We start from the raw sequence: 13725 nt of genomic DNA on the forward strand, positions 1-13725 counted from the left end.
ATTGCCTTGGAGATAAGCGCCCCCAGGGCTAGGCCGAGGCTTCCACCCAGGGCGCCTATCAGCGCAGACTCCACCAGGAATATCCTGAGAATCATCCTGTCGGTTGCGCCAATCGCCTTCATCACACCTATCTCGCGGGTGCGCTCCAGCACCGAGGTGAGCATTGTGTTCATTATAATAACCCCGCCCACAATTATTGATATGCTCGCTATGCCACCGAGCACAAAGGTCACTATTGTTATCACCGTGGATATCTGCTCTGCAAGCTGCTCAGTGGTCATAACCTCAAAATCCTTACCTCCGCGGCGCTTCTCCAGCACATCCTCAATTTTCTTTGCCAGGGTTTTTACAACCTTTTCGTTCTCTGCAACAACCCAGAGCATTGTTATCTCGTCGCCAGCGTCGTAGAGGTCCTGCGCAGCCTTGATGGGCATATAGACGCTCGAATCGTCCTCCGTATTACCTATCTCCTCAAAGATGCCCACAACCTCAAAGCGGCGCTGATTGACCTTGATACTCTCCCCCACATTTATCTTCTTGTCAAAAAACTTCTCTGCAACGCGGTAGCCTATGTTGACGCTTTTAAGCTCCCTGTCGCTAAAAAACCTCCCCTCGCGTATACTGTAGAACTCTCTGAAGTAGTCTGCACCCTTCCTCTCCACGCCGGTAACATATATCTCCTTCTTCTCACCCCTGTACTCTACTGTGCCCGGACGGTAGAAGATGGGAAGCACATCCTTCACATTGGGCAGGTTCTCAACGGCGCGAAGGTCGGCCTGGTCGAAGGGCTTGAACTCTGTGGGCGCACCCCCTGCGGCGAAGGCATGGGGAGGGGTTACAATTATCTTATCTCCCCCCAGCGCATCTAGCTGTTCAGATATGCTTGTGCGCATGCCCTCCCCTATGGAAACCATGGCCACGATTATGGCAATGCCTATAACTATCCCGAGGACAGTCAGGAAGGTGCGAAGCTTGGCCTGGGTCATGTTCTTGACCGAATAGTTCAGCTCTTCCATCATGCCCTGAGGGCCTCCACGGGGTTGAGCTTAAGGGCGCGGTACGCCGGGTACAAACCAGCGGCTATTCCAATAACCAGGGAAAAGGAAAGGGCAAAGAGCACAAGCTGGGGCGAAACCACCGTGGTGAGCACACCCTCGCCTAGATAGCGCGCCGCCGCCAGATTTATTGCCCGGGAGATGGCATAACCCAGCGCAACGCCTATCCCGCCACCAACCAGACCGAGGAGTGCAGCGTCGGCGAGAAATATGCCCATAACCTGCATGTTGCTCGCACCGGTGGCCTTAAGTATGCCTATCTCACGGGTGCGCTCAGTAACATTCATAATCATGGTATTTGCTATGCCTATTGCACCCACAATAAGCGACACCGCCGCAAGGCCGCCGAAGACCACCTGCACAATGCGGTAAGCCTCGCCCATCCGCTCAATTATCTCCTTCTGCGTCATTACAAAGAAGTTCTCCTTTGAGCCCTTCCTTTTCTCCAGCAACCTCTCTATCCTCAGTCTCGCTGCATCGATATTTGTGCCCTTATCCACCCTTGCTATTATGAGTGTTACCCTATTACCGGCGCCGAAGATCTCCCGGATGGTGTCGAGGTCGGTGTAGAGGGTATAGTCCTTCTCCCTGTCACCGGTTTTCTTGAAAACCCCGACCACCTCAAAGTTTATACCGTGAATCTTTAGGGTGTTGCCCACATTCACATCCCGTGTAAAGACGTCGGTGGCAACGCCGTAGCCGACAACCACCTTGTACACATCCCCCCGCTGAATCCATCTGCCTTTCAGCAAACTGTATCCACTTGCACCGCCGCCAAAGGTAGCCTCCGCCTTCTCGGGGTCTATCCCGTATATACGTACTATCTTCCTCTCATCCCGAAACTCCACGTCGCCGGCGACACTGTATAGGGGCGAGACGAAGGCGACCCCGGCAACCCTCTGAATCGCATCTGCATCGTCGTCTGTAAGGGTGGTTGCAGCGGTACCATAGGCTATCCTTGGCACAATAAAGACCTTATCGCTTCCCAGCTGCTCCAGTTGCTCCTTCAGTGCTGCCTTCATGCCAGAGCCTATGGATATCATGGACACCACCGCCATTATACCGATAATCACACCGAGTAATGTGAGGAAACTTCTAACCTTGTGGTGTCCCAGGTTTTTGAGGGAGAAGCTTAAATATTCAAGCATAATATACCATCCTCCGGAAAGTATAAAAAATTGCTGGGAGATTAAATATCAGATTTCACAATTACTCCATCTTTGAGTTGCACCTTCATTCTCGCCCGTCTTCCAAACTCAACGTCGTGGGTCACGAGAACAAGGGTTTTGCCCTGTTTATTCAGCTCCTCGAGAAGTTGGATAACCGCCGCACCGGAGGCTGAGTCGAGATTTCCGGTAGGCTCATCGGCAAGTATAATCTCCGGGTCGTTGGCCAGAGCACGCGCAATAGCAACACGCTGCCTCTCTCCGCCGCTCAGCTCTGCCGGCTTGTGGTGCAGCCTCTTTCCAAGGCCCACAAGCTCAAGCAGCTCTGCTGCACGCTGCATTCTTTTTCTGCGGCTCATGCCCGCGAACCACATCGGCAGAGCCACATTCTCCAGTGCGCTGAGCTTATTAATGAGGTTGAACTGCTGGAAGACAAAGCCCACCTTCTTTCGCCTGAGGAGCGCCAGCTGGTCGTCGTTCAGCTTTGCTATATCCACGCCATCGATGTAAACCTTTCCACTGGTGGGGCGGTCCAGGGCGCCTATTAGATTCATGAGGGTGCTCTTTCCCGAGCCCGAAGGACCCATTATGGAAGCGTACTCACCACGGGGGATGCCCAGAGTAATCCCGCGTAGAGCTGGCACTTCCACCTTCCCGAGGCGATAGATTTTCACCACATTCTCGAGTTTAATTATCATAGCGAGTACCTAAAGCTGGGTGCCTCTTCTTCTGCGCCACAGGGCGATGCCGACCAGGAGCAGAACTGCAATGCCTGCAAGGAGCTTTGGAGAAAATCGCCTTTCAGGGCTTGTGAGGACAACCTCAATCTGCTTCTCCTCCTCACGGAGTTCGCCCTTCTCGTCCAGATAATAAATCTTCACCGGCAGAAGGTAGCGTCCGGGTTTGGCCTCACGTCCCGCCTCGAGGTCAAAAATGGCTGTGGAGGTATCGTCCTGCTTTATTGTGCCCAGATAGGATGTAAGGCTGCCCGAGAACTCCGCGGGTGGTGAAATTTCAACCTTCACCGCTTTTGCATCCTGTGTGCCTATGTTCTCAAGCTGCACCGATAGCGTAAAAGCCTGGCCGGGCACAGGCCTGGTGGGTGAGGTATCCAGACCTGCAATTTCCAGATTTGCAGGTTCCTTCTCAGATACAAAAACCTCAACATCCCTGCTCAGCTGCTCCTGTGCATCAGCCTCACTTGTATAACTGATACTTACACCAATCCTGTTCTCCCCTGTCTCAGCCTTCTTCCCTGCCTTCAGTGAAAAGGTAGCTGTGGCCCTGCTTCCCCTGTCCAGGGTGCCCAGAAAGGCCATGCTCTCACCCGTAATCCCTTGAGGAAGAGCAAGCTCAACTTTCACATTCTCTGCCTTCGCTGTACCTATGTTCTCAAAGCTCATGATTAAGGTGAAGTCTGTATCAGGGTATATCCGCGCGGGCGTTTTGTTTATCCCGCTTATCATAATCTCGGGCTTACCAACCACCTTCAGCCCGAACTCGAGAGTCTGGGTGTTCAGCTCACCCCTCGCATCCCTCCAGGTGAGCACAATGGGTACAGCATAGGTGCCAAATGCAGCATTCTTATCTACATAAACAGGATAGCTGAATGTAAACCTCTCGTGCTGGAGTATTGCGCCGAAATACATGGTTGGCTGCCCTTCAATGGCGCGTTTAGTTACATACACCTTCTTCGCCCCCAGCACCCCCAATGGTGATTTTGACTCCGGGTCGATAGTAGCATGTACATATGCAGCGTAGTCTGTCCCCAGGTTGGCTATTGTTATGTTAAGTGTGGTGGTCTCGCCGGGGGAAACCTGCATCGGGGAAACCTCCATAACATAGAAATCCACATTGTCGGCAAATGCGACGGGGATGAGAAGCATCCAGCAGATCAAAATTGCCAACCTCATCCAGCTCCCTCTGCTCAAATCCTGTATCATTCATCCCGGAGGCAGGTATATATAACTTGCGGCACGGTAAAGTTAAATCAGTTTATGAGGTTAATCCAGAGTAAAATATTTAAATTAGGCACTATATTATGTTAACACTCTGGAGTGGTAGCTCAGACTGGGAGAGCGCTCGACTGAAGATCGAGTGGTCGGGAGTTCAAATCTCCCCCACTCCACTTTTAAAGGATGCGAATTGTTATGCATGCGACAGAAAAGGAATTTTATGAGAACAAGATAAATGAGCTGAAGGAGCAGGAGGTGTTACTCACAAAGCAGCTCAGGGAAAAGGAGCGCCTGCTTCATAGGCTGTCTGAGGAGAAGTCTGAGCTGGAAAGGTACAGGAAGGAGAGGGAGGAATTCAAGAAGCTTTACGATAAAACGGAGAGCGAGATAAAGGCGCTTAGAGCGATACTGGATGATAAGACCCATCAGCTTGAGAAGCTGGAAAAGGAGACCAGAGAGCTCAAAGGGGAACTTGACGAGAAGGAACGTATCATTCTCGAGCTGACCAATGAGAATGCCGCCTTCAGGGCAAAGGTAGAGAGGTACCGCGAGGACATGGAAGAGAAAAAGGCGCAGCTGCTTGATAAAGACAGAGAGCTACGCGATGCACTGCGCAAAAATGCTGAACTTGAGGTGGAGGTGAAAACTCTCACGCGGTATCTCTCTGAAAAAGAGAAAGAGCTTGAGAAAAGAGATATTAAGCTGGAAGAGCAGGAAAAAGAAATTTTTATGCTAAAAGAGAGGGTGAGTAAGCTGGAGCTGGAGAGGGCGGATTTGATGAAGAAGGTGGAGAAATACGAGAAGCTGCTTTAGTACTCCACACCTCTCCTGCCGATAAATCCCCGCTGGTAGGGGTGCTTTATCAGCTTCATCTCAGTGACAAGGTCTGCGCGCTCTATGAACTCTCTGGGTGCGCGCCTCCCTGTGAGCACAAGCACCGTCTCGGGGGGTACGCGCTCCATGAGCTGGAGAACCTCCTCCTTTGGCACAAGCCCGAAGGCGACGGCAAGGTTGATCTCGTCCAGAACCAGGATGCGGGGTCTCTGCTCCAGGGCGCGCTTCGCGAACTCCAGCGCCTCTCTGGCGAGCTTTTTATCCTCGGCACGGGGGTGCTGCAGATCGATGCAGTGTCTGCTTCCAAACTGGTGAACCTGGTACAGCGGGGCAAGCAGGCGCTGCACCCTGTACTCGCCTATATCGGGATTGCCCTTGAGGAACTGCACCACTATCGCCCTGAATCCGTGCCCTACTGCCCGGATAGCCAAGCCTATGGCGTTGGTGGTCTTCCCCTCCCCCTCGCCAGTGTACAGATAAACCAGGCCACGACGCATGGAAATCACACTATGCACTCCCGCGTTGGGCAGCCTCCTGAATACTCGGAATGTGCACTTATGTGCTCCTCTCCAGTTTCCTTCTTGAGCACAGGGCCTATGTAGAGCACCTGCTCTCGCTTGCTCCCGTACCGGTAGACGGTTATGCCCTTGCACTTCAGTTCATACGCCAGCCAGAAGGCGCGGCGAACGTCCTCGAGGCTGGCGCCATGAGGAAGGTTAATCGTCTTTGAAACAGCGTTATCCACGTGGTGCTGGAAGGCCGCCTGCATGCGCACATGCCACTCGGGTGCTATATCAAGGGCGGTCACGAAGAGCTCGCGGATATCGCGTGGCACCTCCTTCATGTCCTGAATGGAACCCCTCTTTGCGATTTTCATCATTAACGAAGAGGAGTAGAACCCCCTCTCTCTGGCCATGCTCTCAAAGAGCGGGTTAACCTCCAGCAGCTTTGTGCCCTCCATTACATTTCGGATGAAGGAGATGGCGAAGAGGGGCTCTATTCCCGAGCTGGTGCCCGCGATTATGCTTATTGTGCCCGTGGGCGCTATTGTGGTAACCGTGGCATTGCGCATCAGCTTGCCCGCGTATATGCTCTTGTCTATTTTGGGAAAGGAACCCCGCTCCTCGGCAAGTTCCCGAGATTTTTGCTTTGCTTCGCTCTGAATAAAGCTCATAAGCTTCTCGGCGAAGTTCACAGCTTCCTTGGTGTCGTAGCGCAAACCCAGCTTTATGAGCATCTCAGCAAAGCCCATAACCCCCAGGCCGATTTTGCGGTTGCCCTTTGTTATGCGCTTAATTTCACGCAGGGGGTAGCGGTTTGCATCGATGACATTGTCAAGGAAGTGAACCCCCAGGCGAATTGCCTCGCGCAGACGCTCCCAGTCAACCTCATTACGCCTGACAAAGTGGGATAGATTTATTGAGCCCAGGTTGCAGGACTCGTAGGGTAGGAGAGGCACCTCGCCGCAGGGGTTTGTGCTCTCTATCTCACCCAGCGCTGGCGTGGGGTTGTGGCGGTTGACCTCATCCAGGAAAACCAGACCTGGGTCGCCGGTTCGCCAGGCGGCGGTGACTATCATGTCAAATACGTCTTTCGCCTTAATGTGGCGCACAGTCTCGCGGTTGCGGGGGTTTATAAGTGGATACTCCTCGTCCTTCCTCACAGCCTCCATGAAGGCGTCGGTTACGCCAACGCTTATGTTGAAGTTCTCAAGCACCCCCTCCTGCTGTTTTGCGATTATAAATTCGAGTATGTCAGGGTGGTCAACCCGTAGAATCCCCATATTTGCGCCTCTGCGTTTGCCCCCCTGTTTTATAACGTCGGTGGTAACATCAAAGATACGGATGAAGGAAACAGGACCCGAGGCGACACCCTTTGTTGAGCGCACTATGTCGCCGCGAGGGCGAAGCTTTGAGAAGCTGAAGCCGGTACCCCCGCCGCTCTGCTGCACCAGTGCCATGTTCTTCAGAGCCTCGAAGATGCTCTCCAGGGAGTCCTCCACCTTGAGCACAAAACATGCGCTGAGCTGCCCTAGTCGCGTGCCGGCATTCATAAGTGTGGGCGAGTTCGGGAGGAAATCCAGGCGAACCATCGCCGAATAGAAGCGCTCCTGAGCTTTGGCCACGTCGCCCCCGTAGCGCTTCTCGGGCTTTGCTATTGCCCTCGCAACGCGGCGGAACATCTCCGCCGGCGTCTCAATAACCTCTCCCCTCTCATTCTTCAAAAGGTAGCGCTTCTGCAGCACCTGCGTTGCATTTACGCTCAGCTTCAGGTCGTCGCGCACGCCTATAAAGCTCTTTGCGGCGCGAATCTCCTCCCGCTGCCTGCGGTAGAGTATATAGGCCTTTGCCACCTTTGCATAGCCCCGCTTTATCAGAGTCTCCTCCACTATGTCCTGGACGTCCTCCACACCCGGAATTCGTCCTGCGAAGCGCTCCTCCACGCGGATGACAACCTCTCTTGCTATTTCGCCGGCGATGCTTCCATTGCCCTCGCCGGTGGCGATGAAGGCTTTCAAAATGGCATTGCGTATCTTCTCGGGGTTGAAATCCTCCAGCCTGCCGTCTCGCTTCCTTATTTTCTTAATGCGCATATCAGCGCACCCTTCCTCCCGGTTCCCCTTCGGCAGTTAGCAGCGCCACGCCCTGTTCATCCTGCGCCGCGAGCAGCATGCCCTCGCTGAGAACGCCGAAAAGCTTCGCGGGCTTCAGATTTGCAAGCACCACTATATGCTTTCCCACCAGCTGCTCGGGAGAATACCACCTCTTTATCCCTGCCACCAGCTGGCGCTCCTCACCTATGTCAACGAGAATCTTCAGAAGCTTATCTGAGCCCTCAATCTCCTCCGCCGATTTAACAACGCCTACACGCAGCTCGAGCTTCTCAAAATCCTCAATGGTAACCTTCTCTCCCATGCAAGAAATATTATATTGTTAACCTATAAATATTCTTGCCAGATAGGAATTGCGGTTATCCTCTAGGATGGAAGAGGAGGTTTTGTCATAGCAGAAAAGGTGCTGATTACCTGCGCTTTGCCATATGTGAACAACGTGCCCCACATAGGCAACATCGCTGGCTCACATCTGCCTGCGGATATCTTCGCCCGCTTCTGTCGTCTTGCGGGCTATGAGACGCTTTTTATAGGTGGGAGCGACGAGCATGGTACGCCCATAGAGGTGGCGGCGAGAAAGCTGGGTGTATCTCCCAAGGAGCTTACAGACAGGTACTACCAGGTTCACAGGGAGATATACGAGTGGCTGAACATAAGCTACGACAACTTCTCGCGCACCTCGCGGAGGATTCACCATGAGACCACCCAGGATTTTTTTATGAAGATCTATGAGAACGGCTACATAACAGAGGGTGTGCTTCTCCTGCCCTACTGCGAGCAGGATAGCCGTTTTCTCCCGGACCGCTACGTCGAGGGCACATGCCCTGTCTGCGGCTACGACTCGGCGAGGGGCGACCAGTGTGAGCGCTGCTCCACGTTGCTCAATCCGGATGAGCTGAAAGAGCCGAGGTGTGTGCTGTGCGGCAGCACGCCTGTCTTTAAAGAAACCAGACACCTCTTTTTAAAACTTGATGAGCTCGAGGATAAGCTCAAGGTGTGGATAGAGGGCAGGCGCGGCGTGTGGAGCCAGCAGGTTTACAGCATGGCCATGGGCTGGATTAAAGAAGGATTAAAACCGCGCTGCATTACCCGCGACCTAGAGTGGGGCGTAAAGGTGCCCATCGAGGGCTATGAAGACAAGGTCTTCTATGTGTGGTTCGATGCCCCCATAGGCTATCTCTCCTCAACCAAGGAGTGGGCGCAGCTGCGGGGTAATAGCGATGCCTGGAAGCCCTTCTGGAAGGGCGAGGCAGAGATATTCCACTTCATAGGCAAGGACAACATACCCTTCCACACCATCTTCTGGCCGGCGATGCTCCTCGCCAACGGGGAGTATGCATTGCCCTACCGCGTCGCCGGTTTGCAGTACCTCAACTATGAGGGAGACAAGATTTCAAAGTCGCGCGGATGGGGAATATTCTGCGAGAACCTGCCCAAGGCGGGGTTGAGCAGCGATGTGTGGCGCTTCTATCTGGCCTATATCATACCAGAGACCAGCGACACCGAGTGGAAGTGGCGGGAGTTCAGGGAGAGGGTGAACAATGAGCTTGTGGCTAACCTGGGGAACTTCTTCTATCGTACGCTGAGCTTTATATACCGCTACTTTGACGGTGCCGTCCCCGGGGCGGAACTCACCGATGGCGATGTGCATACGCTGAGGGAGAGCAGGAGAATCGCCGAAGAGTACGCCTCGCTGCTCTGGGATATAAGGCTTCGCGACGGCCTGCGCAAGGTGCTCGAGCTTGCAGACATCGGCAATGCCTACTTCCAGGCGCAGGAGCCCTGGAAGAAGGTCAAGGAGGAGCCAGAGCGTGCGAGGGCGGCGCTCTACGTGTGCGCCAATCTGTGCTATGACCTTGCTGTGCTCATGAGCCCCTTCCTCCCGGAGGGTGCCCAGGAGGTGGCTCGCCTCCTCGACACACAGCTTGGCAGACTCAGCGACGTGGGTGAGGGCAGGATTAAACCCGGCACGAGGATAGCAAAGCCCAAGCCGCTCTTCCCCAAGCTTGATGACGCCGAGATAGAGAGGCTGCGCAGCATAACAGCAAAGGTTACGCAGTATGAGGAGATTTTCAGGAGGCATGAGGTGGACTATGAATTCTTCTCCCGCTTTGACTTCCGCATAGCCCGTGTTTTAGAGGTGGAGGAGCTCGGCGAGGGCTACTGGAAGCTCAGCCTCAGCCTTGGCGAAGCCACGAAGGTGGCGGTGGCACAGCTCAGCGATGCAGAAAAGCTGACGGGCAGGCTGGTGGCTGTGCTCGCCAATATTGAGCCCTTTGAAGTCGCCGGCCAGAGAAGCGATGTGCTGCTGCTCCGCAGTGTGAGCAACGGCAAGGCCAGGGCTGTGAGTGTTGACAGGGAGGTAGGGGAAGGAAGCAGGGTGAGGTAGCCCAAATATTCTAAAAATCCCGACCTATATTTGCAAGAGCCCTACAGCATTTTCCACATAAACAAAAGCGTTACCTTTTTATATGTGAAGATGAATAAGTTTATTGCCACCCTCCAAAAGCCCAGGGCCTGGTGGGTTTGTTTTCTCCCACACAGGCTCTCACCCTCTTTTTAATAGGGTTGCCGGGAGTACATGGAGGACCCCGGTGGAGGTTCCCATTAATAGTTAATTTTTTATTCTCAGCATCCAATCTTCTCTTGGTGCGTTTTATGTTTCCAGGTAAAATCAACCCGAGGCAGATGAAGAAGATGATGAAGCAGCTGGGTATGGAGATGGAAGAACTCGCTGCTAGGGAAGTGGTCATCAAGCTGGAGGACCGGGAGATTGTTATTGAAAACCCCTCTGTAAGTGTGGTAAAGGCAATGGGGCAGAAGACATACCAGATAACCGGAGAGGAGAGGGAGGTAACCTCAATACCGGAGGAGGATGTGAAGCTCGTGGCTGAGCAGGCTGGCGTCAGCCTGGAGGAGGCCAGGGAGGCTCTGGAGAAGACCGGCGGTGACCTGGCAGAGGCGATAGTGCTCCTCACCAGTTGAGATAATATTTATGGGCAGCCGTGACCTGGAGCTCTATGGAAATGCAGGAGAAGATGACATAACAGAGCTTTTCAGGTGCAGGATTACCTTTTACAGAAGTCTCTTCCTTCTGACGGCACTCTCATCCATGGCGGCGGCGCTGCTGTTATTTTTCAGTTTGGGTTCAAGCGCTCTTATCCCAGCGCTGCTTCTGATTTTTCTCCCGGTTATCGCGTACTGGAGGTATTATCCCCGTGTTATACTGAGAGAGTACAGGGCGGTGACAGAGGCGAAGAGACGGCTCGGGAAGCGGGGAGAGGCTAAGACAGAGACTCTGGGAATAGACACCATGATGCTTCAGGGCTACGAGGGCTACCTCCAGGCGCTGAAGGAAATGGTTAAAAGGAGGGAGTGAGTTGTCTGCGATAGGTGACGAGTATCATGAGTTTACAAAACTTAAACGGGGTTTGCCATCCAGGCACAGGTGGAAATGGTGGTCCCCGCCGGAACTCTACAAGACCTATGAGGATGCACCCCTGATAAAGCTGCCTGAACCAGAGAAAACCGGAGGAATGCCCCTCTGGGAAGCTATAGCAAAACGACGCTCCCGCCGCGAGTATTCCGGCGAGGCGATAAGCGGAGAGGAGCTTTCCCAGCTTTTATGGGCAACGCAGGGCATAACAGGCGAAATCTCTGGCTATTACCTGCGTGCCGCGCCCAGTGCCGGTGCACTGTATCCTATAGAGACCTACCTGGTGGTAAACCACGTCGATGGGCTGGAGCAGGGCATCTATCACTACGCGGTGCTGAGGCATGCACTTGAGCAGCTTAAAACAGGCGATTTCAGGCAGCGCATAGCAAGCGCAGCCCTTGAGCAGGACTTTCTTGCCCAGGCGAGCGTTGTTTTTGTGTGGAGCGCCATAGCTGCTCGCACAAAGTGGAAGTATGGCGAACGCGGCTGGAGGTACATCTATAAGGACGCTGCCCATATATGCGCCAACCTTTACCTAGCCGCCACTTCCCTTGAGCTGGGGTGCTGTGCAGTCGGAGCATGCTTTGACGACGAGGTGAATGAGCTCATCGGCATGGACGGTAAGGAGGAGACAGTTGTATACCTCGCCGGGGTGGGCAGGATTCCATAGCCTAGCATACAGGGCTTACAACAAAGCAGGCGGCTGGAGGGGGATGCGCCACTATTGGTGTTGTCGGGGCTGCCATTGGAAGCACTGTTCCAGGAATCGGCACTGTTGGGGGGGCTGTTGCTGGCTGTCTTGGAGGGGCTTTGCTCGGGGTTGCCTCAAAAAAGAGCGTTGAGCTTGTTTCTGAAAAAGCCCATGGCTCGCCTGCCCCTGAAAGCACAAGCGAGTCTTCTCCTTCTTCTGAAGAGCAGAAAAATATTCTTGAAAGCTATAATTCCGAGGATTTCTGCCCTCTCTATGGAGCGAATGTGAAAAGGGGCGCATACGGAACAGGCGAAAGCAGGGCAGAGATAAGGTATGAGACCGACCCATCCGGCAGGATAAAAAAAGCATGCCTCCAGCACAAGGGCGAGGAGGGATGGGTTGGTGTTGTGTGTGGAGACCTGGAAAAGATGGACATGGTGTGCTGCTATGACATGGAAGAGGCGGGGTATTTCTGGGAGAGAAATAAAATATGCCTTGCTGGTGAAGAGCGCGGCGATTTCAAGAAAATGGATGAGGAAAGCTGCAATGCAATGGTTAGGTTAGGGATTCTGGGGGAAAAGCCGAAGCCCGAGGAAACTAAATATGGGTGCGAAGTTGTGGGGTTTGAGTTGCCGCAGAAGGTGGAGGGTGGGTTCAAGGAGTATGTCCTGAATACAGGAGACCCGAAATATTTAGCATATTGGCAGAAATGGCCTCAGGGGGAGGAGGCTGCCTGGATGGGGCTGCTTGACTGGAGCGAGAACATGTTCAGCATATTTATGTGGGCGGCAGCTGGCGCTGTCGCAGGCGGATGCGGGCTGAAGTATGTTAAAGAAAAGGAGATGAGTGAGCTTAATAAGCTGATAACTAAAATAGAGGCGAGGCTGGGCAAGGACACTGTCAGGCTGGTTGGAAAGGGAAAGGAGACTATAAGAGACAGGGGGCTGAAGAGCGCGGATCAGATTGCAGACGCAATCGGGCTTAAGAAAATTACGTATAAGTCTGCGAGCATAGGGAAGAATCTTGTGCTGACTGCTGGTGTTGGCGGGTATACTGTGAGCCAGGGGGCTGAGTTCTGGCTGGACAGCATTGCGTATAAGTTTGAGAAGGAGAAGGGGAATACATTGATTCTTGTAAATCCCGGGAGAAAGGGTTATGAGTTTTCTCTGGGGGAGAATACAAAGGAGTACCACGTAATTCTTGAGAGGGACTGGATTAATGAGGGGGATGATGTGAGCTTTTATCTCGCTTCGCCGTGCAAGACAGACCTGCAAGTGGTTGCATACCCTGTTAAGGTGGAAGGCGGGAAGAAGAAGAGCAAGTATACTTGTGGAAATGCGCTGGATAAATTGACATGCGGAATCAAGGGGGACGAGCCGGTATGGATATCCAGCGGAAGGTGCATCTGGGACGACGAGGAGTGCATGGATGAAAAAGATGAGATTTCGGAGCAGTTCAAGAAGTGCATAGACAACAACCCCGGCGATGATGAGGAGGCAATAAAGGCAAGGCTTTCATGCTTCTACAATGTGGTTGACAATTATGCGAAGAAAGGCACATTCACGCCAAAAGAATGCGGGTGCTTTGATTACGGCAGAGAACTAAAAAGATATATGAAAGTTAAAGATGTTAATAAAGCCGTTACAGAGGTCTGCGGGGAAAAGCCTGCTGAGAGCTATTTCTATGTGAACGATTACGAGAAAGATGAGGACAAGAGATTTAAATACTGCAAGGAGCTGCACGGCAGGTATTATCCTTTAGCGGCTGAGAGATTAAACGCAATAGAGATAAAAGCCACGTATCCTTACCCTGAATACAAGGAGAATTACTGCTATGCAACTTCGTCAAGAAGTTACAAGGCATTCAAGCTTCTGGATTTGGGAAGCACCATCTTCCTTGGATGGAACCCTGCGGGGGCATGCCTGAAAAGAAGCGCTTTCTCACTGGCAGGAGCCGCAGTGTTCACAAAGCTGTCAA

At 53.1% G+C, this 13725-nt stretch carries 13 protein-coding genes and 1 tRNA gene; 7 read left to right on the forward strand and 7 right to left on the reverse strand.

All coding sequences use genetic code 11. The features are described from left to right. The 4 genes from ACXJJW_RS06065 to ACXJJW_RS06080 form a co-directional block, all read right to left on the reverse strand. A partial coding sequence (locus ACXJJW_RS06065) for an ABC transporter permease (RefSeq protein WP_456474840.1) occupies nt 1-1019 on the reverse strand: 1019 nt, incomplete at its 3' end. Next, nucleotides 1016-2203: an ABC transporter permease gene (locus tag ACXJJW_RS06070; RefSeq protein WP_456474841.1), complete on the reverse strand. Its 1188-nt coding sequence runs from the start codon at nt 2201-2203 to the stop codon at nt 1016-1018. The genes ACXJJW_RS06070 and ACXJJW_RS06065, both read right to left, overlap by 4 nt. Nucleotides 2204-2244: 41 nt before the next feature. Beyond that, entirely contained in the window at nt 2245-2919 is a 675-nt protein-coding gene (locus ACXJJW_RS06075; protein WP_456474842.1) for an ABC transporter ATP-binding protein, read from the reverse strand. A gap of 9 nt (nt 2920-2928) precedes the next feature. After that, nucleotides 2929-4134: a COG1361 S-layer family protein gene (locus tag ACXJJW_RS06080; RefSeq protein WP_456474843.1), complete on the reverse strand. Its 1206-nt coding sequence runs from the start codon at nt 4132-4134 to the stop codon at nt 2929-2931. A gap of 141 nt (nt 4135-4275) precedes the next feature. Between ACXJJW_RS06080 and ACXJJW_RS06085 the strand changes: the two genes are divergently transcribed. Beyond that, nucleotides 4276-4349, forward strand: a tRNA-Phe gene (locus ACXJJW_RS06085). Between the two features lie 22 nt (nt 4350-4371). Beyond that, a complete protein-coding gene (locus ACXJJW_RS06090) occupies nt 4372-4989 on the forward strand; it encodes a hypothetical protein (protein ID WP_456474844.1) in 618 nt (205 codons plus the stop codon). Here the strand turns inward: ACXJJW_RS06090 and ACXJJW_RS06095 are convergent. The 3 genes from ACXJJW_RS06095 to metG (ACXJJW_RS06105) are packed head-to-tail and all read right to left on the reverse strand — an operon-like array spanning nt 4986 to nt 7925. Then, a complete protein-coding gene (locus tag ACXJJW_RS06095) occupies nt 4986-5525 on the reverse strand; it encodes a cob(I)yrinic acid a,c-diamide adenosyltransferase (protein WP_456474845.1) in 540 nt (179 codons plus the stop codon). The two genes, ACXJJW_RS06090 and ACXJJW_RS06095, sit on opposite strands and share 4 nt — an antisense overlap. Continuing rightward, nucleotides 5513-7603 (reverse strand): vitamin B12-dependent ribonucleotide reductase, encoded by a 2091-nt coding sequence (locus tag ACXJJW_RS06100; protein WP_456474846.1) that lies wholly within the window; start codon nt 7601-7603, stop codon nt 5513-5515. Before ACXJJW_RS06100 ends, ACXJJW_RS06095 begins: the two co-directional genes overlap by 13 nt. A 1-nt stretch (nt 7604) precedes the next feature. After that, a complete protein-coding gene (gene metG, locus ACXJJW_RS06105; protein ID WP_456474847.1) occupies nt 7605-7925 on the reverse strand; it encodes a methionine--tRNA ligase subunit beta in 321 nt (106 codons plus the stop codon). 99 nt (nt 7926-8024) lie between these two features. Here metG (ACXJJW_RS06105) and metG (ACXJJW_RS06110) point away from each other — a divergent pair, with 99 nt between their 5' ends. The 5 genes from metG (ACXJJW_RS06110) to ACXJJW_RS06130 form a co-directional block, all read left to right on the forward strand. After that, nucleotides 8025-10010: a methionine--tRNA ligase gene (metG, locus tag ACXJJW_RS06110; RefSeq protein WP_456474848.1), complete on the forward strand. Its 1986-nt coding sequence runs from the start codon at nt 8025-8027 to the stop codon at nt 10008-10010. A gap of 269 nt (nt 10011-10279) precedes the next feature. Next, nucleotides 10280-10606 carry a nascent polypeptide-associated complex protein gene (locus ACXJJW_RS06115; RefSeq protein ID WP_456474849.1) on the forward strand — a complete coding sequence of 109 codons (327 nt, stop codon included), beginning with the start codon at nt 10280-10282 and terminating at the stop codon, nt 10604-10606. Nucleotides 10607-10616: 10 nt separating this feature from the next. After that, the gene (locus ACXJJW_RS06120) at nt 10617-11000 is read left to right on the forward strand and encodes a hypothetical protein (RefSeq protein WP_456474850.1); all 384 of its coding nucleotides are present in this window, start codon (nt 10617-10619) and stop codon (nt 10998-11000) included. A gap of 1 nt (nt 11001) precedes the next feature. Next, on the forward strand, nt 11002-11727 hold the full coding sequence (locus ACXJJW_RS06125) for a SagB/ThcOx family dehydrogenase (RefSeq protein ID WP_456474851.1): 726 nt from the start codon (nt 11002-11004) through the stop codon (nt 11725-11727). A gap of 140 nt (nt 11728-11867) precedes the next feature. Continuing rightward, the coding region (locus tag ACXJJW_RS06130; protein ID WP_456474852.1) for a hypothetical protein at nt 11868-13725 on the forward strand (1858 nt) is incomplete at its 3' end.

The organism is Candidatus Pyrohabitans sp. (assembly GCF_054014795.1).